Raw genomic sequence first — 21,762 nt, forward strand, 5'->3', positions numbered from 1 at the left:
AGTCATGAGTCACCCGGTCCAGCAGCTCGCCGCCGCCGCGGACGCCAGCGAGCACCGGCCGCTGATCATCACGCTCTTCGGCCTCTTCGTCGTGGCGACCCTCGTCATCACGGTCTGGGCCGGCCGCCAGACCAAGAACGCGTCGGACTTCTATGCGGGCGGCCGGCAGTTCACCGGCTTCCAGAACGGTCTCGCGGTCTCCGGCGACTACATGTCGGCCGCGTCCTTCCTCGGTATCGCGGGCGCCATCGCGCTCTTCGGATACGACGGCTTCCTCTACTCCATCGGGTTCCTGGTCGCCTGGCTGGTCGCGCTGCTGCTCGTCGCCGAGCCGCTGCGCAACTCCGGCCGGTACACGATGGGTGACGTCCTCGCGTACCGCATGCGCCAGCGTCCCGTCCGTACCGCCGCGGGCACCTCCACCATCGTGGTCTCGATCTTCTATCTGCTGGCGCAGATGGCCGGCGCGGGCGTGCTGGTCTCCCTGCTGCTCGGTATCACCAGTGACGCCGGGAAGATCGCGATCGTCGCGCTGGTCGGTCTGCTGATGATCGTGTACGTCACGATCGGCGGGATGAAGGGCACCACCTGGGTCCAGATGGTCAAGGCCGTGCTGCTCATCGCGGGCACACTGCTGATCACCTTCCTGATCCTGTGGAAGTTCAGTTTCAACCTCTCCGACCTGCTGGGCACGGCGGCGAGCAACAGCGGCAAGGGCGCGGCCTTCCTGGAACCCGGCCTCAAGTACGGCGCCACCGCGACCTCGAAGCTGGACTTCATCTCGCTGGGCATCGCGCTCGTCCTCGGTACGGCGGGACTGCCGCACATCCTGATCCGCTTCTACACGGTGCCCACCGCCAAGGCCGCGCGCAAGTCGGTCATCTGGGCCATCGGCATCATCGGCGCCTTCTACCTGATGACCATCGTGCTCGGCTTCGGCGCCGCCGCCCTGCTCAAGCCCGACGACATCACCGCCTCCAACAAGGCGGGCAATACGGCGGCTCCGCTGGCCGCCCTGGAGATCGGCGGCGGCGCCGACTCGACCGGGGGCGCGATCCTGCTCGCCGTGATCTCCGCGGTCGCCTTCGCCACCATCCTCGCGGTCGTCGCGGGCCTGACCCTGGCGTCCTCGTCGTCGTTCGCGCACGACATCTACGCCAACGTCATCCGCAAGGGAGAGGCCACCGAGAAGGAGGAGGTCCGCGCGGCCCGCTGGGCGACCGTCGCCATCGGCATCGTCTCGATCGCGCTCGGCGCCCTCGCCCGCGATCTGAACGTGGCCGGACTGGTCGCGCTCGCCTTCGCCGTCGCCGCCTCGGCCAATCTGCCGACGATCCTCTACAGCCTGTTCTGGAAGCGGTTCACCACTCAGGGTGCCCTGTGGTCGATCTACGGCGGTCTGGCCTCGTCCGTGCTGCTGGTGCTGTTCTCACCGGTCGTCTCGGGCAAGCCGACCTCGATGTTCCCGGGTGTCGACTTCCACTTCTTCCCGCTGGAGAACCCGGGGCTGATCTCGATCCCGCTGGGCTTCCTGCTCGGCTGGCTGGGCACCGTGCTGTCGAAGGAGGAGCCGGACAAGGGCAAGTACGCCGAGCTGGAGGTCAAGTCCCTCACCGGTACGGGAGCGCACTGAGAGCACTGAGCACGCTGAATTCTGTAGACGGTATACAGATTCAAGGCCGCATCGTAGAGTCCTACGATGCGGCCTTGCCGCTCCTCGTCAGTACGGGCCCTGGTGATGTCAGCCGCCTGACGTAGGCTCAACATGTCGGATCCGATCAGGGAGGTGGCCCGGAGTGCTTGTCGACACCTTTGGTCGCATCGCTACTGACCTGCGTGTTTCGCTCACTGACCGGTGCAATCTCCGGTGCGCGTACTGCATGCCCGAAGAGGGGCTTCAGTGGCTCACCAAATCGGATCTGCTCAGCGACGACGAGATCGTCCGGCTGATCCGTATAGCCGTGACGCGGCTGGGTATCACGGAAGTCCGCTTCACCGGCGGTGAGCCGCTGCTCCGGCCCGGTCTCGTCGGGATCGTGGAGCGGTGCGCGGCCCTGGAGCCGCGCCCCCGGATGTCGCTGACCACCAATGGCATCGGGCTCAAGCGGACGGCCGCCGCACTGCGGGAGGCCGGTCTCGACCGGGTCAATGTCTCCCTCGACACACTGCGCCCCGATGTCTTCAAGACCCTCACCCGCCGCGACCGGCACCAGGACGTGCTGGACGGGCTCCGCGCGGCCCATGACGCCGGGCTGACCCCGGTCAAGGTCAACACCGTCCTGATGCCGGGGGTCAACGGCGACGAGGCGCCCGATCTGCTGGCCTGGGCCGTGGAGCACGGCTACGAGCTGCGCTTCATCGAGCAGATGCCGCTCGACGCCCAACACGGCTGGAAGCGCGACGACATGATCACGGCGGGTGACATCCTCGACTCGCTGCGTACGCGTTTCGCGCTGACCGAGGAGGACGACTCCGTACGGGGCTCGGCGCCCGCCGAGCGCTGGGTCGTCGACGGCGGTCCGCACCGTGTGGGCGTGATCGCGTCCGTCACCCGCCCGTTCTGCCAGGCCTGCGACCGCACCCGGCTGACCGCCGACGGACAGGTGCGTACGTGCCTGTTCGCCCAGGAGGAGACGGATCTGCGGGGCGCGCTGCGCTCCGACGCGCCCGACGAGGAGATCGCCGCGCTCTGGAAGACGGCGATGTGGGGCAAGAAGGCCGGGTCCGGGCTGGACGATCCGTCGGCGTTCCTCCAGCCCGAGCGGCCGATGTCAGCGATCGGTGGCTGAGTTCCGCTCCCACTCGGTCAGCTCCACCACGTCCTTCAGAAAGCCGCGCATCCCCAGGAACGAGGAGAGATGCTCGCGGTGTTCGTCGCAGGCCAGCCAGGTCTTGCGGCGCTCGGGTGTGTGCAGCTTGGGGTTGTTCCAGGCGAGGACCCAGACGGCGGGCGCGCGGCACCCCTTGGCGGAACAGATCGGGGCCGCGTCGTCGGCGGAGCCGGAAGCGTCGGGGAAGCCTGGAATGCCGGGGAAGTTCACCTGACCACCCTAGGCCCTGTCCGGCGGACAGCCCTTAGGCGCTGTCCGGCCCAGGACACGTTCCGTAACCGGAAATGGCGACGCCGGGCAGCCACGGGGGGAGCTGCCCGGCGTCGGTCCGTCGCTCCGACGGGGGATGCGGAGCGCTTTTAAAGTATGTCACGGGCAACGGGGTGCCGTGCACCGGAACTTCACGATTGATCTGAGCTTTTCTTGAGCTTTGCGGAGCGTTACGGACCGCTTTGCGGCTCCCCCTCGGCAGCCGGGGCGCCGGTTTCCGCCACGGCAGGTTCCACAGGGGGTGCGATCATTGTACGGGCCGGTGGGGCGAGATGGGTCGACGGCAGTGAAGTGACGTTCTCCCGGCCCGCGTTGGCGATCACCACGGCCACGTACGGCAGCAGCATCCCCAGGACGAGTGTCACGATCGCGACCGGCAGTTCCACGTTCCACAGAATCACGGTCGCGATCACCGCGAGCGTCCGTACGACCATCGAGATCACATACCGGCGCTGCCGGCCGCCCACATCCTCGGCGAGTCCCCGCCGGGCCTCCGTGATCCGGAAAACCTCCGTGCCGCCCCGCTTGCGCACCACGTTCCCACCACCCGATTCTGTGCCGGACTCTCCCCGGACCGGACTCGGTCAACCGTACGCCGGGACCCAGGCGCCCACGAGAGCGGGGCACTCCCATCGGGGCACTCCCATCCTCGCCGATATCGCCCATCCCGCCACGTACGGCCGTGTCCGACATGCGCCATATGGCGGAACGCTTCAGACTGGCGATCACGCGCAGATCGCGCCGCGTGAGGAGGCGACCATGAGCTGGTTGTGGGTCATCATCGTCGGTCTGGTGCTCGGCCTGATCGCCCGGGCCATCATCCCGGGCAAGCAGCACATCCCCCTGTGGCTGACGATCCTGTGCGGCATTGTGGGCAGCTTCCTCGGCAACGCGGTCGCGGGCTGGATCGGTGTCGCGGAGACCAGGGGAGTGGACTGGACCCGCCATGTGCTCCAGCTGGTCGGGGCCATCGTCGTCGTCTTCCTCGTTGACAAGCTCTGGAGAACGATCCGCGGCAACAAGGCCAAGCGGGGCAGCGGGCAGAGGGCCTGACCCGGACGCCGACCCGGACGCGCCCGGGACAGGGCGGGACGGTTACGGCCGGGTACGCGTGCGCGTGCCCGGCCGCAGCCGAATGTCGCAGCCGTTGGAGGCTGTTCTACGGGTCGTACGGGACTCGTACGGGCCGTACGGGTCGTACGGGTCCCGAGTGTCAGCCGGAGGTGGTGACCTCCACCGCGGCCAGGTTCCTCTTGCCCCTGCGCAGCACCAGCCAGCGGTCGTGCAGCAGCTCCGTACGGTCCGGTACCGCGTCCCCGTCGGAGACTTTGACGTTGTTCACGTAGGCCCCGCCCTCCTTCACCGTACGGCGAGCCGCCGACTTGCTCGGCGCCAGACCCGTTTCGGCGAACAGATCGACCACCGACACCGGCTCGGTGACCTCGGCGCGGGGCAGTTCGGAGAGCGCCGCGCTGAGCGTCGCCTCGTCGAGCCCCGTCAGCTCGCCCTGGCCGAACAGCGCCCGGGACGCCGCGACGACCGCCGCGCACTGCTCGGCGCCGTGGACGAGCGTCGTCAGCTCCTCCGCCAGCGCCCGCTGGGCCGCGCGCGCCTGCGGACGCTCCGCGGTCGCCCGCTCCAGCTCCACCAGCTCCGCCTGGCTCTTGAAGCTGAGGATGCGGCTGTACGCGGAGATGTCACGGTCGTCCACGTTCAGCCAGAACTGGTAGAAGGCGTACGGCGTGGTCATCTCCGGGTCGAGCCAGACAGCCCCGCCCTCGGTCTTGCCGAACTTGGTCCCGTCCGCCTTCGTCATCAGCGGCGTCGCCAGCGCGTGCACGGTGGCGCCCGGCTCCAGGCGGTGGATCAGATCGAGACCCGCGGTGAGATTGCCCCACTGGTCGCTGCCGCCCTGCTGGAGGACACAGCCGTAGCGGCGGTACAGCTCCAGGAAGTCCATGCTCTGGAGCAACTGGTAGCTGAACTCGGTGTAGCTGATGCCCTCGTCGGACTCCAGCCGGCGGGCGATGGAGTCCTTCGTGAGCATCTTGTTCACCCGGAAGTGCTTGCCGATGTCCCGCAGGAACTCGATCGCGGACAGCGACGCGGTCCAGTCCAGGTTGTTGACCATGGTCGCGGCGTTCGGACCCTCGAAGTCCAGGAACGGCTCGATCTGGGACCGCAGCCGCCGCACCCAGCCGGCGACCGTCTCCGGGTCGTTCAGCGTCCGCTCGGCGGTCGGCCGGGGATCACCGATCTGACCGGTGGCCCCGCCGACCAGCGCCAGCGGCCGGTGCCCCGCCCGCTGGAGCCTGCGTACGGTCAGCACCTGCACGAGATGTCCGACATGCAGGCTGGGCGCCGTGGGATCGAAACCGCAATAGAACGTGACGGGACCGTCCGCGAGCGCCTTACGCAAAGCGTCCTCGTCAGTGGACTGGGCGAACAGCCCGCGCCACTTCAGCTCGTCGACGATGTCCGTCACGGTCGTTTCTCTCCTCGAACGGTTCAAACGGTTCACTGGGATGTACTACCGGCCAGTGTATGGGGGTCATACTCCCCGGCTGACCGAGCTCATATTGAAATCGGGGATACGCAGGGCGGGCATCGCGGCCCGGGTGAACCAGTCGCCCCACTCGCGCGGCAGCGCCTTCTCCGTACGCCCGGCCTCCGAGGCCCGCGACAGCAGATCGACCGGCGACTCGTTGAACCGGAAGTTGTTCACCTCGCCGGTGACCTCGCCGTTCTCGACGAGATAGACGCCGTCCCTGGTCAGTCCGGTGAGCAGCAGCGTCGCCGGATCGACCTCGCGGATGTACCAGAGGCAGGTCAGCAGCAGCCCGCGCTCGGTGCCGCTGACCATCTCCTCCAGCGAACGTTCGCCCCCGCCGTCCAGGATCAGATTGCCCATGCCGGGCGCGACCGGCAGCCCGGTCAGCGCCGCGCTGTGCCGGGTGGTGATCAGACGCGCCAGCTCGCCGTCCCGTACCCAGTCCGTCGCCGTCAGCGGCAGACCGTTGTCGAAGACGGAGGCGTCTTCTCCGGAAGAGTGCGCGATCACGAATGGCGCGGACTCAAGGCCGGGCTCGTGCGGGTCGCTGCGCAGGGTCAGCGGCAGCTCGGAAAGCTTCTCGCCGACGCGGGTGCCGCCGCCGGGACGGGAGAAGACCGTACGGCCCTCCGCGGCGTCACGGGCGGTCGAGGACCACAGCTGGTAGATCAGCAGATCGGCCACGGCGGTCGGCGGCAGCAGCGTCTCGTACCTGCCCGCGGGCAGCTCGGTCTTCCGCTCGGCCCAGGCCAGCCGTCGCGCCAGCTCGGTGTCGAGAGAGGCCGGGTCCACATCCTTGAAGTCGCGGGTGGACCGGCCCGCCCAGGCCGAGCGGGTGCGGTCGGGCGACTTCGCGTTCAGCTCCAGCGTGCCGCTCGGCTGGTCGTGGCGCAGCCGTACGCCCGTGGACGTGCCGAGGTAGGTCGAGGTCAGCTCGTGGTTGGCGAACCCGTACAGCTCACGGCCGCCGGCCCGGGCACGGGCGAACGACTCACCGAGCGCGGGCGCGAAGTCCGCGAAGACGGCGGAGGTGGTCTCGGCGGGCGCGTCGGCGAAGTCCCCAGAGACCTGCCCCCCGCCGACCAACGGCTGCGCGTCCTCGGCGGGCCCGGCCGCGCGAGCGGCGGCCTCGGCGGCCCGTACGAGCGGCTCCAGATCACCGGCGGTGACGGCGGAGCGCGATACGACACCGGACGCGGTGCCCTGCGAGCCGTCGACGGTCGCGATGACGGTCAGCGTCCTGCCCCGGGTGACGCCGTTGGTCGTCAGCGCGTTGCCCGCCCAGCGCAGATTGGCGGAGGACTGCTCGTCGGCGATGACCACGCAGCCGTCGGCGGTGGACAGTTCGAGGGCGCGCTCGACGATCTCGTGCGGCTTGCTGATACGGCTGGTGGTCATCGTCCGGCCTCCTGCGTGGTGTTGAGACTGTGCTGTCCCGGGGGTCGACCCCCGGACCCCCGGCCGAGGGTGGTCGTTGCGCTCACCGTCCGGCCTCCTGCGTGGTATTGAGGATGTTGACGCCGCGGAACAGGGCGGAGGGGCAGCCGTGGGAGACCGCCGCCACCTGCCCCGGCTGGGCCTTGCCGCAGTTGAAGGCGCCGCCCAGCACATACGTCCGCGGTCCGCCGACCGCCTCCATCGAGCCCCAGAAGTCCGTGGTCGTCGCCTGGTACGCGACATCCCGCAACTGGCCGGCCAGCTTGCCGTTCTCGATACGGAAGAACCGCTGCCCGGTGAACTGGAAGTTGTAGCGCTGCATGTCGATCGACCACGACCGGTCGCCGACCACGTAGATCCCGCGCTCCACCCCGCCGATCAGATCCTCCGTACTCAGCCCGCCCGGATCCGGCCGCAGCGACACATTCGCCATGCGCTGTACGGGCACATGGCCCGGCGAGTCCGCGTACGCGCAGCCGTTGGAGCGGCCGAGACCGGTGAGCTTCGCGATCCTGCGGTCCAGCTGGTAGCCGACGAGCGTGCCGTCCTTGATCAGGTCCCACGACTGCGCCTCGACGCCCTCGTCGTCGTAGCCGATGGTGGCCAGACCGTGTTCGGCGGTCCTGTCGCCCGTCACATTCATCACCGAGGAGCCGTAGGCCAGCTTCCCCAGCTGGTCGAACGTGGCGAACGAGGTCCCGGCGTACGCCGCCTCGTACCCCAGAGCGCGGTCCAGCTCGGTGGCGTGGCCGATCGACTCGTGAATCGTCAGCCACAGGTTGGACGGGTCGACGACCAGGTCGTACGTGCCCGCCTCGACGCTCGGCGCGCGCATCTTCTCGGCCAGCAGCCCGGGGATGCGCTCCAGCTCGGCGTCCCAGTCCCAGCCGGTCCCGGTGAGGTATTCCCAGCCCCGGCCGACCGGCGGGGCGATCGTGCGCATCGAGTCGAACTCGCCGCTCTCGCCGTCGACCGCCACGGCGGTGAGCTGCGGATGGACCCTGACGCGCTGCTGGGTGGTGACCGTACCCGCCGTGTCCGCGTAGAACTTGTTCTCATGGACGGTGAGCAGCGAGGCGTCCACATGCGCCACGCCCTCGGCCCGCAGCAGCCGCCCGCTCCACTCCGCCAGGAGCCCGGTCTTCTCCTCGTCGGGTACCTCGAACGGGTTGATCTCGTACGCCGACACCCAGGTCTTCTCGGCGTGCACCGGCTCCTCGGCCAGCTCGACGCGCTCGTCGGAACCGGCGGCGGAGATCACCTTCGCGGACAGCTTGGCCATCGCCACGGCCTGTCCCGCGACCCGGGCCGCCGCGTCCATGGAGAGATCGACCCCGGACGCGAAACCCCAGGCGCCCCCGTGCACCACCCGGACCGCGTACCCGAGATCCGTGGTGTCCGACGAGCCGGCGGGCTTGCCGTCCCGCAGCCGCAGGGCCGCGCCGCGTACCCGCTCGAAGCGGAAGTCGGCATGGTCGGCGCCGAGCGCCCGCGCCCTGGCGAGCGCGGCGTCGGCGAGCGCCCGCAGCGGCAGTGCCAGGAACGACTGATCTACCTCGTGGGGCACTTGCTGCCTCTCCTTCTCACGCTCCAGTACTGGTGGTACGGAGTGAACCATGCCGTGCGGGGCTCGAGGCGGGCCACCCGTTTCCGATGTCCTGAATCGGCGCGTAGCAGTAGGCTGATCACTTCCGGTGGCCAGGGGACGCCATTCGGTGAGTGCTGCTGACGGCCGCGGAGGCAGCGCGGTACCGCGTGCGGCATGGGGAGAGCGGCGTCACCATGGATGTCTTCGGAGTCCACCAGAACCTCATCAAGGACTACGGAGCCTTCACCCAATCCCTGGTGTCGGTACGGGACCGGGACATCCAGCGCCATCTCGACGCGGAGCGCGAGGGAAAGGTCCGCTGGCCCGACCCCCGTATTTCCCTCAATCCGAGTTTCCGCAGCGGCGGTACCGTTGCCGAGCTCGTGGAGGAAGGGGTTCTGCACGTCGGGTGCAAACGCTACTTCCGCGAGAAGAAGGACGAGCATGACCCCGGGACCCGGACCCTGACCCTCCACCGCCACCAGCGCGAAGCGATCGAGGTGGCCGCCTCCCCCTCCCGCGATTCTTTCGTGCTCACCACCGGTACCGGATCCGGCAAGAGCCTCGCCTACATCATCCCCGTCGTGAACGAGGTGCTGCGCCGCCCCAACCCCGAGGGGATCTCGGCGATCATCGTCTACCCCATGAACGCACTCGCCAACAGCCAGCAGCACGAACTGGCCCGCTATCTGCGATGGGGCGTTCCGGATGAGCACCGGAAGGTGACCTTCGCTCGCTATACGGGCCAAGAAGACGCCGGGCAGAAGTCCGCGGTGTGGCGGACCAAGCCGGACATCCTCCTGACGAACTACGTCATGCTGGAATATCTGCTGACGCGACCCCATGAGCGGAAGGAGCTCATCGGCGCGGCACAAGGACTGCGGTTCCTGGCGCTCGACGAACTGCACACCTACCGCGGCAGACAGGGCGCGGATGTCGCGCTGCTGGTACGAAGGCTCCGGGATGCCTGCGATGCCCCCGGCCTTCAGTGCATCGGCACCTCCGCGACCATGGCCAGCGCCGCCACCTTCGAGGAAGCACGGAAGAAAGTCGCCTCCGTCGCCACCCTGCTGTTCGGCGCCCCCGTACGGCCGGAGCGGGTGATCGGTGAGACGCTGGAGCGCGCCACGGATCCAGGGCCCTCGCAGAGCGGCACCTCGCGCGCACGGCGGTCCGCACTGGGCGAGGCGGTCCGGCGCGCGGCTCTGGACCCCGGGGCACTGTCGCGGGACTACGAGGTCCTGCGGACCGACCCCCTCGCCGTATGGGTGGAGGATTCCTTCGGGCTGGCGGAGGAGAACGAGAAGTCCGGCGGCAGGCTGGTCAGGCGTACGCCCGTGACCGTGCCTGAAGCGGCGGAGACCCTTTCCAGGGACAGTGGGCAGCGGGACGAGCTGTGCCGGGCGGCGATCGAGTCGATCCTCAGAGCCGGCGCCGAGGCACGCCACCGGGTACACCGCCGTCCGCTGTTCGCCTTTCGGCTGCACCAGTTCCTGTCCAAGGGTGACACCGTCTACACCAGTCTCGAACCCGCTGGGCAGCGCCATCTGACCAGCCAGTACCAGGTCGTGGTCCCGCAGCAGCGGGAGAAGCCGCTGATCCCGCTGGCCTTCTGCCGGGACTGCGGGCACGAATATCTGGTCGTCACCCGGGAGAGGGGGGCAGCCGGGCCACGCTTCGTCGCGCGCAGAGATCCGGAGGCCCCCGGCGAGGAGGACGACGGTTATCTTTACGTCAGCGAGGAACGGCCGTGGCCGACCGAGCCCGACGAGATCCTGGTCCGCCTCCCGGACAGCTGGGTCGAGACCGGCGAAGACGGGGCCCGGACCGTTGTGCAGGCCCGTGCGGGTGATCTGCCGCGCGAGGTACGGATCGCTCCCGACGGCAGGCTCCTCGCGGAACGGCATACCGGGGTGGTGGAGCCCGCAGAGGCTAAGGAAACCGGAGCCGACGGCCTACGGGCGTGGTGGATCGCCGCGCCGTTCCGCTTCTGCCTGCGCTGCCGGGTCAGCCACGAACAGTTGCGAGCCCGTGACTTCGCCAAGCTCGCCACCTTCGCCGCCGAGGGACGCAGCTCGGCGGTCTCCCTCATCAGCTCCAGCGTGGTGCGCTCGCTGCGCGCCCAAGCCGATATGGACGTGAAGGCGCGCAAACTCCTCACCTTTGTCGACAACCGGCAGGACGCGAGTCTCCAGGCAGGCCACTTCAATGACTTCGCCCAGGTCACCCAGGTCCGCGGCGCCCTCTACCAGGCGCTGGCCGCAGCAGGGCCGAACGGCCTGCGGCACGATCTGCTGCCGCAGGCCGTCGAGGAGGCACTCGGCCTGCCCATGGACGTGTTCGCCCGCAACCCCGGCGCGAAATTCAGCCAGCGTGAGCTCGCCCGCTCGGCGCTCCGCGCGGTGCTGTCCTACCGGGTCCACGCGGACCTGGAACGCGGCTGGCGCATCACCATGCCCAACCTCACCCAGACCGGGCTGCTGCGTTTCGACTACACCGATCTGGCGGAGATCGCCGCCGACGAGGAGTGCTGGCACGGCCGGCACGAAGCACTGGTACGAGACGAACCCGCTCACCGTGAGTACCTCGCGAGGGTTCTGCTGGACGAGCTGCGCCGCTCGCTCGCCGTCGATGAACTGATGCTGACCCAGGAGGGCTTCGAGCAGGTTCAGCGCCAGTCGGACGGCCATCTGCTGGGCGTCTGGGCACTGCCGCCCCGAGAGCCGCGCGTTCCCTCGCGGGTCGCTTTTCCGGGCAGCGGCCCGAAGGGGGCACCCTCCGGTGAGGCCATCTACCTCAGCGGCCTGGGCGCGTACGGACGTTTCCTCCGCCGCCCGGGCCAGTTCGCCGCGATCCCTGCTCTCCGGGGCAAGCGGATGTCCGTCGCCGATGCCGGCACGGTGATCCGCGATCTGCTGCGGGTACTGGAGACCTACGGCCTGGTGGCGATCGTCCGGGAGGAGCGCGACGGCTCGCTCGGCCACCAGGTCAGGGCCACCGCCCTGCGCTGGCTGCCGGGCGACGGGGCCACCCCCGAGCCCGACCCGCTGCGCAAGGTCAGCGACCCCGACGCCACGCCGTCCGTCAACACCTACTTCCGCGACCTCTACCGGGACACCGCGATGCAGCTCGTCGGTCTTGAGGCCAGGGAACACACCGCGCAGGTCCCCGCCGAGCTGCGGGAAAAGCGGGAAGAGGCATTCCGCGACGGAGAGCTGAGCCTGCTGTACTGCTCGCCGACGATGGAGCTCGGTGTGGACATCTCCACACTCAACGCGGTAGGCATGCGCAATGCCCCGCCCACCCCCGCCAACTACGCCCAGCGCTCGGGCCGGGCGGGACGTTCCGGACAGCCCGCACTCGTCACGACCTACTGTTCGACGGGTAGTGCCCACGATCAGTACTACTTCCGCCGTCCTCAGCTGATGGTCGCGGGCAGCGTCACCCCGCCCCGCCTCGACCTCGCCAATGAGGAACTGCTGCGGTCGCATGTCCACGCCGTCTGGCTGGCCGAGACAGGCGTCGCCCTCGGCTCCCGGATGACCGAGATCATCGACGCGGAGGCCCGGCCCACCGGCCCCGGCGAGCCGGTGCCCCTGCCGCTCACCGACACGATGCGCACGCAGCTCGACAGCGAAGCCGCCCGCCGCCGGGCCATCGTCCGGTCCGCCGATGTCCTCCAGCCGCTGCTGGCCGGCCTGGAGAAGCCACCCCCCTGGTGGTACGACGGCTGGATCGAGGACGTCGTCCGTGCCGCGCTGAGCCGGTTCGACCATGACTGCGATCGCTGGCGCCGCCTCTACCGGGCCGCCCTCGACGAACGCGAACAGCAGCACCGAGTCGCCGGTGATCTCTCCGTGGATCCCAAGTCCCGCCGCCGCGCCCAGGCCCGCCGAGCCGAGGCCGAGAATCAGCTGAAGCTGCTGCGCAACGAGGACAGCGAGGAATCCTTCAGCGACTTCTACAGCTACCGCTACTTCGCGTCCGAGGGATTCCTCCCCGGCTACTCGTTCCCGCGCCTCCCCCTGGCCGCCTACATCCCCGGGCAGCGGGGCGAAGGCCGGCTCGGCCAGCGGAACGGCGCCTACATCCAGCGTCCGCGCTTCATCGCGATCTCCGAATTCGGTCCCGGCGCGCTGATCTACCACGAGGGCCAGCGTTACTCCGTCGACCGCGTCCAGGTCCCGATGGGAGCCACTCCCGGGCAGGTCGCCACCAGTGACGTCCGGATCTGCGGCGCGTGCGGTATGTGGTACGACCGCGCCCAGGGAGCCGACACCTGCGACTACTGCCTGATCCCGCTGACCCTGACCCTGAGCAGGACCATGGTCCTGAGCACGGTTCAGGCCTCCCCGGTGCGGCGTATCTCCTCCGACGAGGAGGAGCGCCTCAGATCCGGCTTCGAACTGTTGACGGGATACCAGTTCTCAGGGGCCGCCGGACGCCAGGACGCCACGGCCTCCGACGAGGCCGGGCCGATCCTCGACATCGGGTACGGGGACACCGCCTGGATCCGCGTCTTCAACCTCGGCCGCCGCAAGCGCAAGCACCGGGCCGACCGGGGGTTCTGGCTCGACCCTGTCCAGGGTCGCTGGCTCAGTGCCAAGAAGGCGGGCGAGATCCAGGAGGCGTCCGCCGAGGACGAGGTCCTGGCACCGTTCGCGTCCGCCGACCGGACGCTCCAGGTCATTCCGTACGTCGAGGACCGGAAGAACATCGCCGTGCTGCGCCTGGCCGAACCCGTCGAGAGCGAGACGATCGCCGTCACGCTCCGCCACGCCCTGGAACGAGGCATCGAGGCCCGCTACCAGCTGGAGGACTCCGAGCTGGACAGCCAGGATCTTCCCGATGACGAGGCGCGGGGCCGGATGCTCTTCATCGAGGGAGCGGAAGGCGGCGCGGGCGTGCTGCGGCTCCTCCACGACGACCCGAACGCCTTCGCCGAGGTAGCCAGGGCCGCGCTGAAGATCATCCACTACGACCCGGACACCGGCCAGGACGAGGACCGGGCCGAAGGCGCCCCCGAGCGCTGCGAGCGCGGCTGCTACGACTGTCTCCTCTCCTACAACAACCAGCGGTTCCACACCCGGATCGACCGGCATTCCGCGGTCCCGCTGCTGCTCAGGCTCGCCAACGCCACCACCAAGGGCGACCGTGCTGTGACCCCCGCCACCTTGCGGGCGCAGACCCTGGCCGCCGCCACCGAGCCGGTAAGGGGACCCGTCGCGGAGTTTGTAGAGTGGCTGGGCCGGACGGGGCACCGGCTGCCCGACGAGACACAGCCCGACCAGACCGGGGCACCGGTCCGTCCCGACGTCGTCTACCGCCTGCCGGGCGCGGACGTCGCCGTCTACCTGGACACCTCCGGCGGCCCGTCGCTGGACCAGCGGGCCGAATTCCGGCTGATCGACGACGGCTGGCTCGTCATCCGGGCCGGAGCCGGTATCAAGGAGTGGGAGAACACCGTGCGCGTACATCCGGACGTCTTCGGCACCGGACGGAGTTTCCGATGACTTCCGGGACCACGACGACCTCCGCACGCCGCGCACCCGGCGACCTCGTCTCCGCCCGGGGCCGTGACTGGGTGGTCCAGCCCAGCCCCGCCGATGAAGCCGACGGCCTGGTGATCGCCCAGCCACTGGACGGCGACCGCGAATATCTCACCGCGCTCTTCCCGCACGAGATCAAGGACCCCGGCTTCGGCCCGCCCGAGGCCGTTCCCGGAGAGGTCGGCGACTTCGCGTCGGCCGGCCTCCTGCGCACCGCGCTGCGCATCGCGGCGACGCACGGCGCGGGCCCCTTCCGCAGCCTCGCCTCCATCTCCGTGCAGCCACGCCAGTATCAGCTCGTCCCGCTGATGATGGCGCTGCGCATGGACACCGTACGGCTGCTCATCGGGGACGATGTCGGCATCGGCAAGACCGTCGAGGCGGCACTCATCGCCAAGGAACTCATCGAGCAGGGCTCGGCGCGCAACATGGCCGTGCTCTGCTCGCCGTCACTTGCCGAGCAGTGGCAGCGAGAACTGCGGGAGAAGTTCGGCATGGACGCCGTACTCGTCCTTCCCTCCACGGCGGCCCGCTTGGAGAAGACCACAGAACAGGGTCAGTCGATCTTCGACCGTTACCCCTGCACCGTGGTCTCCACCGACTTCATCAAGCAGGAAGAACGCCGGGGCAATTTCAAGCGCACCTGCCCCGACATCCTGATCGTCGACGAGGCCCACAGCTGTGTCGGTACGGGCACCGGACACCAGCTGCGGTACGAGCTGCTCCGCGAACTCGCCGCGGACGCCGACCGGCACCTCGTCCTCGTCACCGCCACCCCGCACAGCGGTGACGTCCACGCCTTCGCCAAGCTCACCGGCCTGCTCGATCCGGCCCTCCAGAACCTCGACCCCACCCTCCCCGCCCACCGTGACCGGCTCGCCCGCCACTTCGTCCAGCGCCGCCGCCGTGACATCAAGCGCTACCTCGACGAGGAGACCCCCTTTCCCCGCGCGCGCATGGTGCGCGAGACCCCGTACCACCTGGACAAGGAGTACGCGGGCTTCGTCACCGATGTCCTGACCTACGCCCGTGAACAGGTCCGCCGCCCCGACGGCGCCCACCAGCAGCGGATGACTTGGGTCTCCGTGCTCGCGCTGCTGCGCTGTGTGCTCTCGTCGCCCGCCGCCGCGGCCGAAACCCTCCGCGTCAGGGCGGGCGTCGCCACTGCCCACACCGACGCGGAGATCGAAAGCTTTCACCGTGCTGTTCTCGACCTCACCGACGACGAGTCCGTCGACGGCCAGGACGGCGTCCCGGGATCGCTGCTCGACACCCCGGAGAACTCCGTCGGCGCCCGAAAACTGAAGTCGTTCGCCGCGCGCGCCGACCAGCTCTCAGGACCGGCACACGACGCCAAACTCCGTACCCTCGTCGATGAGGTGAAAGGCCTGCTCGTCGACGGCTACGACCCGATCGTCTTCTGCCGCTACGTCCCCACCGCCGAGTACGTCGCCGGGCATCTCGCCAAAGCCCTGGGGCGCAGCGCCCACGTCGACGCGGTCACGGGCAAGCTCCACCCCGACGCCCGCCAGGCCCGTATCGACGAGCTCACGGCGAAGCACGGCAGGCATGTCCTGGTCGCCACCGACTGCCTCTCCGAAGGCGTCAACCTGCAGGACGACTTCGGCGCGGTCCTCCACTACGACCTGTCCTGGAACCCGACCCGCCACGAACAGCGTGAAGGCCGGGTCGACCGGTTCGGGCAGGCCCGCGAGAATGTCCGGGCCGTCACCCTCTTCGACACCGACACCGGGATCGACGGCCTTGTCCTGGACGTCCTCATCCGTAAACACCAGGCGATCGCCGAGCAGGTCGGCGTCGTCGTCCCCGTACCGGACGGCGGTGAGGGCGTCCTCAAGGCCCTCTCCAGCAGCCTCTTCCTCAGAGGCAAGGAGAACACCGAACAGCTCACCCTCGACATCGGCACCGAGGCGCTCTTCAGCCAGGCCAGGGAACGCCTCCACAAGGAGTGGGAGGACGCGGCCGACCGGGAGTCGAAGGTCCTCACCAAGTTCGCACAGAGCGGCCTGCGCCCCGAAGAGGTCCAGGCCGAGCTGAACGCCCTGCGACAGGCGCTCGGCGAGCCGGCGGACATCGCCGACTTCACCCGCGAGACCCTGAAGTCGCTGGGCTCCCCCGTACGCCCCGACCCGCACAGCACCGGCTTCACCGCTCCGGCGGGCCCATTGCCCCGGGGCCTGCGCCACGGCCTCGGGATCTACGAGGATCACGACCAGGCCACCGGGCCGGGCGTCGCCCAGGCACCGGCCCGCGGCACGGCCAAGGGCAAGGCGAAGTCCAAGGCCAAGACGGGGAAGGCGGTTGCCTCGAACGAGCTGGTCTTCCACCAGGACCTCCCGGTTCCTGCCGGGCAACACGCCTTGTTCCGCACGGATCCCGCGGTACGGGCCGTCGCCCGCTACGTCCTCGACTCCGCCCTGGACCGGAGCCTCAGTGAGATCGACCGCCCCGCCCGGCGGCTCGGCGTCATCCGCACCGCCGCCGTCGACCACCGCGTCGTGCTCCTGCTGGTCCGCTACCGCTTCCACCTCACCCTGCCCCCCCGCCGCCGAGCGGACCGCACCCCGGTCAAGCCCCGCGAACTGGTCGCCGAGGACGCCCAGTTGCTCGCCTGGCGCACGACAAATGACGGCACCCGGGAGTGGCTCACGGACGACGAAACGGCCGAACTGCTTCCGGCGACCCCCGACCGCAACACCATCCCCTCCATGCGCGACCAGCAGATCAGCCGCGCCCTCGAAGAACTGGACGAGGTGAAGGGCGACTTGGCCTCCCACGGCCACGATCTCGCCCGCCGCCTGGAAGCGGCGCACCTCCGCGTCCGCGAGGCCGCCGGCGAACGCGGTAGAGCACGCGGCGCGGCAGCCGCGCGTGGCATCACAGCCGAGCCCGCCGGTGAACCCGACCTGCTCGGTGTGTACGTGTACGTCAAGCGCCCCGGAGGCTCCAGGTGACCGCACTCGCCCTCGACCACCTTCCGGCAAGCACAGCGGTGCGCGTCGAAGGGGCCCTGCTCTCCCGCGAACTTCTCAACAAGATCGGTGGCACGGACCGTGAGCTCCCCGGCTCCACGCCCGCCGATTACGGCCTGCCACGCGGCGTCCGCGTCGAGGACGCCGCCAGCCGCAGGTGGGAATACCTCAAAGGGACCTACAGCTCCTTCCGCGCACAGCTCGAAGAGCAGGGTGAGAACGTCGACCTGACGACGCTCACCTACCAGCAGTGGCTGAGCGTCCTTCTGGACGAACTGGGCTACACGGGCCGTACGGACATCCCGAAACGCCAGGGCGTTGATTTCGCCGGCCGGGACCCCAAGAGGTACTACCGCGTCAGCCACCGCTGGCAGGACCACCTCCCCGTCCACCTGCTGGGCTGGGACACCGACCTCGACCGGGGCATCGGAACCCATCGCGCCCCCCAGTCGATGGTCCAGGATCTCCTGAACGTCTCCGCCGAGCACCTGTGGGGACTGCTCTCCAACGGTCGGGTCCTGCGCGTGTTGCGCGACTCCACCACACTCGTCGGCTCCGCCTATGTCGAGTTCAATCTGGACGCCATCTTCGGCGGGGACCAGTTCGCGGACTTCCTCACGCTGTACGCGATGCTCCACTCCTCGCGCTTCGAACTCGTCGCGAAGCCGGAGAAGAAACGACGCGGTGTCGCCGCCGTCGCCTCGGCGGAGGGCGCGGCAGAGGCCGGCGAACTCTCCGACGGACAACCGGCCGACGGAGACGAAGGCACCCTCGACGACATCTTCCTCACCGACGACATCGCGCCCCTCACCCCGGCGGACTGCCGCATCGAATGGTGGCGCACCTACTCCATCGAGACCGGCATCCGCTCCCGGGACCGGCTGCGCGACCAGGTGAAGGACGCCCTGTCGATCCTCGGCACCGGATTCCTCCAGGCGAACCCGATCCTCGGCGAGGCCCTCACCCGTGGCGGCAAGGCCGCACTCGACGACTTCCACCACGAACTGCTGCGTCTGGCCTACCAGCTGGTGTTCCTCTTCGTGGCCGAGGACCGCGAAGCACTGCTGCTCCAGCCCGGGGCGAACGCCTCCAAGGCGGAAACGCAGAGACTGGAACGGGCCCGCGCCCGCTACGCCCGCTACTTCTCCACGGCCAGGCTGCGCCGTATCGCCGTCAGAAGGAGCGGCGACCACCACACCGACCTGTGGGACGGTCTGTGCGTCGTGCTGGAAGCCCTCGGCAGGATCGGTGGCGAAGAGAATCTGGCCCTTCCCGAACTCGGCGGGCTGTACTTCCGCGCCGCCGACGACGAGAAGCAGATCACCTGGCTCCCGGGCAGAAGCGAGCCGCTGCGCACGGCGAAGCTCCCCAACGAGCACCTGCTCCAGGCAGTCCGGCTGCTGTCCCAGGTCTCCGACAAGCAGGGCCGCGTGACCCGTGTCGACTACCGGCACCTGGATGCCGACGAGCTCGGCAGCGTCTACGAGTCCCTGCTGGAGCTCATCCCACGCCACAATCCGCAGAAACTGGAGTTCTGGCTCCAGGACCTGGTGGCGGGCAACCAGCGGAAGACCACCGGCTCGTACTACACCCCTAAGGTGCTTATCGAGAAGCTCCTCGACAACGCTCTGGACCCGGTGATCGAGCGCTACGCGAAATCCGGCATCCCGAAAGATCTTCTCAAGATCCGCTTCGTCGACCCCTCCTGTGGCTCGGGCCACGTCCTGGTCGCGGCGGCCCGCCGCATCGCCCTGCGCTACGCCCAGCTCGCGGCGGACGGTGAACACGAGCCCGCGCCGGAACGGGTGCGCGAGGCGATGGGCAAGGTCGTGAAGTCCTGTGTCCACGGTGTCGACATCAACCCGCTGGCGACGGAGATCGCCAAGGTGTCGCTGTGGATGGAGTCCCTCAACCCGGGGGAACCGCTGGCCTACCTGGACGACCGGATCAAGGTCGGCAACGCGCTGCTGGGGACGACGCCGCTGCTACTGGAGGCGGGAATCCCCGAGAAGGCGTTCAAGAAGCTGGAAGGCGACGAACAGAAGACGGTTAAGGACGCCCGGGACCGTAACGCCAGGGAACGCAGGGGCGTGGCGGTATGGGTCCAGACCCAGATGGGCGAGCCCGCGACCCTGACGAGTACGGCGAAGATGCGCGTCGCTGCCGAAGAGGCGGTGAACGCGCCGACCGATGGCACGGGGCTCGCGGCGATACGTGAACTGGCGAGGAGACACCGCGAGTTCGAGGCGAACGACGAACTCAAGCGGTTGAAGAAGGTCGCGGACGCGTGGTGTGCGGCGTTCATCTGGCCGAAGCGGGAGGACGCGCCGATCCCCATTACGACGGCGACTATGAAGAAGCTGGAGAAGGACGAGGCACTGCCGGGCATCCCGAAGCCGAGACCGAAGATGGGTGAGGAACCGGTCCCGGAGACGGAGGAGGAGCGGGAGTGGCGAGAAGACGCGGGAGAGCGGGAGCTGCGCGACATCGTCTCCCGTAACCGCTTCTTCCACTGGCACCTGGAATTCCCGCGCGTTTTCCGGGTCGAGGACCGCGAAGCGGAAGACGCGAACGCGGCGACGGGGTGGCAGGGCGGCTTCGACTGCGTACTGGGGAACCCGCCGTGGGAGCGGGTGAAGATCCAGAAGAAGGAATGGTTCGCCGCGCAGAACCCGTACGTGGCGGACGCGGAGACGGCGAACGAGCGCGAGCGCCGCATCGGCGATCTGCTGAAGACGGTGGACGAACACGGCCAGCCGATCGAGGCGGACCGCAAGCTGCACCGGGCGTATCTGACGGCGCAGCGCGAGTCCAAGGGCACGACGAACATGCTCAGGGACTCGGACATCTTCCCGTTGACAGGGAAGGGCGACGTGAATACGTACGCGGTCTTCGCGGAGAAGGCGCGGACGCTGCTGTCGCCGACGGGCATGGCGGGGCTGGTGCTGCCTACGGGAATCGCGACGGACAAGACGACGTCGGGATTCTTCTCGAACCTGGTGGAGCAGCGTCAGTTGGCGACGGTGCTGGATCTGGAGAACGAGGAGAAACTGTTTGCAGATGTGCACCACGCCTACCGCTTTTGCTTGTTCACGTTCGTAGGCCCGGCCCGCACATACGACAGGGTCCGCCTGGCGTTCCGGGCCCGCCGCCCGGACCAGTTGGATCCTCGGGAGTTCACACTCGATGCGGAGGCGTTCCAGAGGATCAATCCCAACAGTCTTACAGCGCCTGTGTGTGAGAGCCCGGATCACCTGCGGGTGCTGGAAGAAGTGCACCAGCGTGTGCCGGTTCTTTGGAATAGAAGACTCGGCGGCACTGTCGGTAACCAGTGGGGCCTGAGGTTCAAGGCTATGTTCCACATGGCCAGTAGTTCTGATCTGTTCAAGAGCGAAGATTCGCTGTATGAATCCGGATGGCGACGGGATGGCACGATTTTTATCCGGGGCCAGGAGCGAGCTTTGCCGCTCTACGAAGCCAAGATGGTCCATCAATACGATTCGAGGTTCAGTACGTATGAAGGGGCCACGGAGGCGCAGCTCCGCGTCGGTACCTTGCCGCGGCTTACTGCACAGAATCACCAGGATCCCGCGCGGGTTCCGCTTCCGCGTCACTGGATCACAGAAGAGGCGGTAGAGGAGAGGCTGGCTGCCGAGCCGGGGCAACCTGAGACTGAGTGGCCGCACGATTGGTTGATCGGTTGGCGCAATATTTGCCGCGCTTCAGATGACCGCACAGTCATCCCCTCCGTGGCGCCTCGTACTGCTTGTGGTGACACCTTTCCTGTCACGCTACCCGTGGATCAGGGCTTGCCGTACGACGCGCTGATGGCCAACTTGTCTGCTTTCGCGTTGGATTTCTGCGCTCGCCAGAAGATCTCCGGCGCTCATTTGACGTACACCTATCTGGAGCAGTTGCCGGTTCTCCCTCCGGACGAGTACACCAAGCCTGTTGCCTGGCTTGGTGACCAGTCTCCTGGGGCATGGATTCGCTCCCGCGTCCTTGAACTGAGCTATACCTCATACGAGATGGGCCCGTGGGCCGAATTCCTCACCGGCGAAGGCGCCCCCTTCATCTGGGACGAAGACCGTCGTTTCCTCATGCGCGCCGAGTTGGATGCCGCGTACTTCCACCTCTACGGCATCGAGCGCAAGGACCTTGACCTAGTCCTAGACAGCTTCCGTGCCTTCCGCAACAAGAAGCCCGAGCTCTTCCAGCGGACCAAGGACGCCATCATCCGCATCTACGAGGCCATGGCGTCCGGCCCGTACGTCACATCCCTCACCCCTCCTCCCGGCGAAGGCCCCCGCCACGCCCCCGGCGTAAGCCCGTTGACCCGCACGTCGCGGCCCAAGCCCAAGCCGCCCGTTACCACCCCGGCAGTGCGGCCCCAGCGCAAGTCGCCGCAACGCGAGGGGCTTCCGCAGAGCGGGCTCTTCGGGCGCGGAGAGATCGAGGGTGAGGTTCAGCTCGACCTCTTTGACTGACACCGCAACGATCGGTGGCCGTTCACCCGCGCAAACGGGTGGACGGCCACCGCGTG

The 21,762-nt window shown here is 68.6% G+C and carries 11 protein-coding genes; 6 read left to right on the plus strand and 5 right to left on the minus strand.

From position 1 onward, the window contains the following. Positions 1 to 4 precede the first annotated feature (4 nt). The gene (locus tag ACFRMN_RS28785; RefSeq protein WP_383024713.1) at positions 5 to 1,633 is read left to right on the plus strand and encodes a cation acetate symporter; all 1,629 of its coding nucleotides are present in this window, start codon (positions 5 to 7) and stop codon (positions 1,631 to 1,633) included. Positions 1,634 to 1,796: 163 nt separating this feature from the next. Beyond that, a complete protein-coding gene (moaA, locus tag ACFRMN_RS28790; RefSeq protein ID WP_383024606.1) occupies positions 1,797 to 2,789 on the plus strand; it encodes a GTP 3',8-cyclase MoaA in 993 nt (330 codons plus the stop codon). Here moaA and ACFRMN_RS28795 read toward each other — a convergent pair. Then, complete coding sequence (locus tag ACFRMN_RS28795; protein WP_383024608.1) at positions 2,772 to 3,041, minus strand: hypothetical protein; 270 nt, start codon at positions 3,039 to 3,041, stop codon at positions 2,772 to 2,774. The two genes, moaA and ACFRMN_RS28795, sit on opposite strands and share 18 nt — an antisense overlap. Positions 3,042 to 3,271: 230 nt before the next feature. Then, on the minus strand, positions 3,272 to 3,637 hold the full coding sequence (locus tag ACFRMN_RS28800; protein WP_383024611.1) for a DUF3099 domain-containing protein: 366 nt from the start codon (positions 3,635 to 3,637) through the stop codon (positions 3,272 to 3,274). Positions 3,638 to 3,860: 223 nt separating this feature from the next. Between ACFRMN_RS28800 and ACFRMN_RS28805 the strand changes: the two genes are divergently transcribed. Beyond that, entirely contained in the window at positions 3,861 to 4,154 is a 294-nt protein-coding gene (locus ACFRMN_RS28805) for a GlsB/YeaQ/YmgE family stress response membrane protein (protein WP_383024614.1), read from the plus strand. Positions 4,155 to 4,314: 160 nt separating this feature from the next. Here the strand turns inward: ACFRMN_RS28805 and tyrS are convergent, their stop codons facing one another. From tyrS to ACFRMN_RS28820, 3 genes are all read right to left on the minus strand, one after another. Beyond that, entirely contained in the window at positions 4,315 to 5,586 is a 1,272-nt protein-coding gene (gene tyrS / locus ACFRMN_RS28810) for a tyrosine--tRNA ligase (RefSeq protein ID WP_383024617.1), read from the minus strand. Positions 5,587 to 5,652: 66 nt separating this feature from the next. After that, complete coding sequence (locus ACFRMN_RS28815; protein ID WP_383024619.1) at positions 5,653 to 7,050, minus strand: metallopeptidase TldD-related protein; 1,398 nt, start codon at positions 7,048 to 7,050, stop codon at positions 5,653 to 5,655. Between the two features lie 82 nt (positions 7,051 to 7,132). Next, positions 7,133 to 8,656 (minus strand): TldD/PmbA family protein, encoded by a 1,524-nt coding sequence (locus ACFRMN_RS28820; protein WP_383024622.1) that lies wholly within the window; start codon positions 8,654 to 8,656, stop codon positions 7,133 to 7,135. A 215-nt stretch (positions 8,657 to 8,871) separates the two neighbouring features. Between ACFRMN_RS28820 and ACFRMN_RS28825 the strand changes: the two genes are divergently transcribed. From ACFRMN_RS28825 to ACFRMN_RS28835, 3 genes are read left to right on the plus strand one after another with little or no spacing between them, the layout of a single operon-like run. Then, on the plus strand, positions 8,872 to 14,190 hold the full coding sequence (locus ACFRMN_RS28825; protein WP_383024624.1) for a DEAD/DEAH box helicase: 5,319 nt from the start codon (positions 8,872 to 8,874) through the stop codon (positions 14,188 to 14,190). Beyond that, positions 14,187 to 17,201, plus strand: a complete 3,015-nt coding sequence (locus ACFRMN_RS28830; protein ID WP_383024627.1) for a helicase-related protein — start codon at positions 14,187 to 14,189, stop codon at positions 17,199 to 17,201. The genes ACFRMN_RS28825 and ACFRMN_RS28830 overlap by 4 nt, the downstream gene beginning before the upstream one ends. Continuing rightward, on the plus strand, positions 17,198 to 21,706 hold the full coding sequence (locus tag ACFRMN_RS28835) for an Eco57I restriction-modification methylase domain-containing protein (RefSeq protein WP_383024630.1): 4,509 nt from the start codon (positions 17,198 to 17,200) through the stop codon (positions 21,704 to 21,706). The genes ACFRMN_RS28830 and ACFRMN_RS28835 overlap by 4 nt, the downstream gene beginning before the upstream one ends. Positions 21,707 to 21,762: the final 56 nt, after the last annotated feature.

Source organism: Streptomyces sp. NPDC056835 (genome assembly GCF_042789485.1).
Classification (GTDB): domain Bacteria; phylum Actinomycetota; class Actinomycetes; order Streptomycetales; family Streptomycetaceae; genus Streptomyces.

What these genes read in the sequence shown, in the direction of transcription:
- ACFRMN_RS28785 (WP_383024713.1), top strand. Translation starts at nt 5, where the DNA reads ATGAGTCACCCGGTCCAGCAGCTCGCCGCCGCCGCGGACGCCAGCGAG.
- ACFRMN_RS28805 (WP_383024614.1), top strand. Translation starts at nt 3,861, where the DNA reads ATGAGCTGGTTGTGGGTCATCATCGTCGGTCTGGTGCTCGGCCTGATC.
- ACFRMN_RS28815 (WP_383024619.1), bottom strand. Translation starts at nt 7,050, where the DNA reads ATGACCACCAGCCGTATCAGCAAGCCGCACGAGATCGTCGAGCGCGCC.
- ACFRMN_RS28825 (WP_383024624.1), top strand. Translation starts at nt 8,872, where the DNA reads ATGGATGTCTTCGGAGTCCACCAGAACCTCATCAAGGACTACGGAGCC.
- ACFRMN_RS28830 (WP_383024627.1), top strand. Translation starts at nt 14,187, where the DNA reads ATGACTTCCGGGACCACGACGACCTCCGCACGCCGCGCACCCGGCGAC.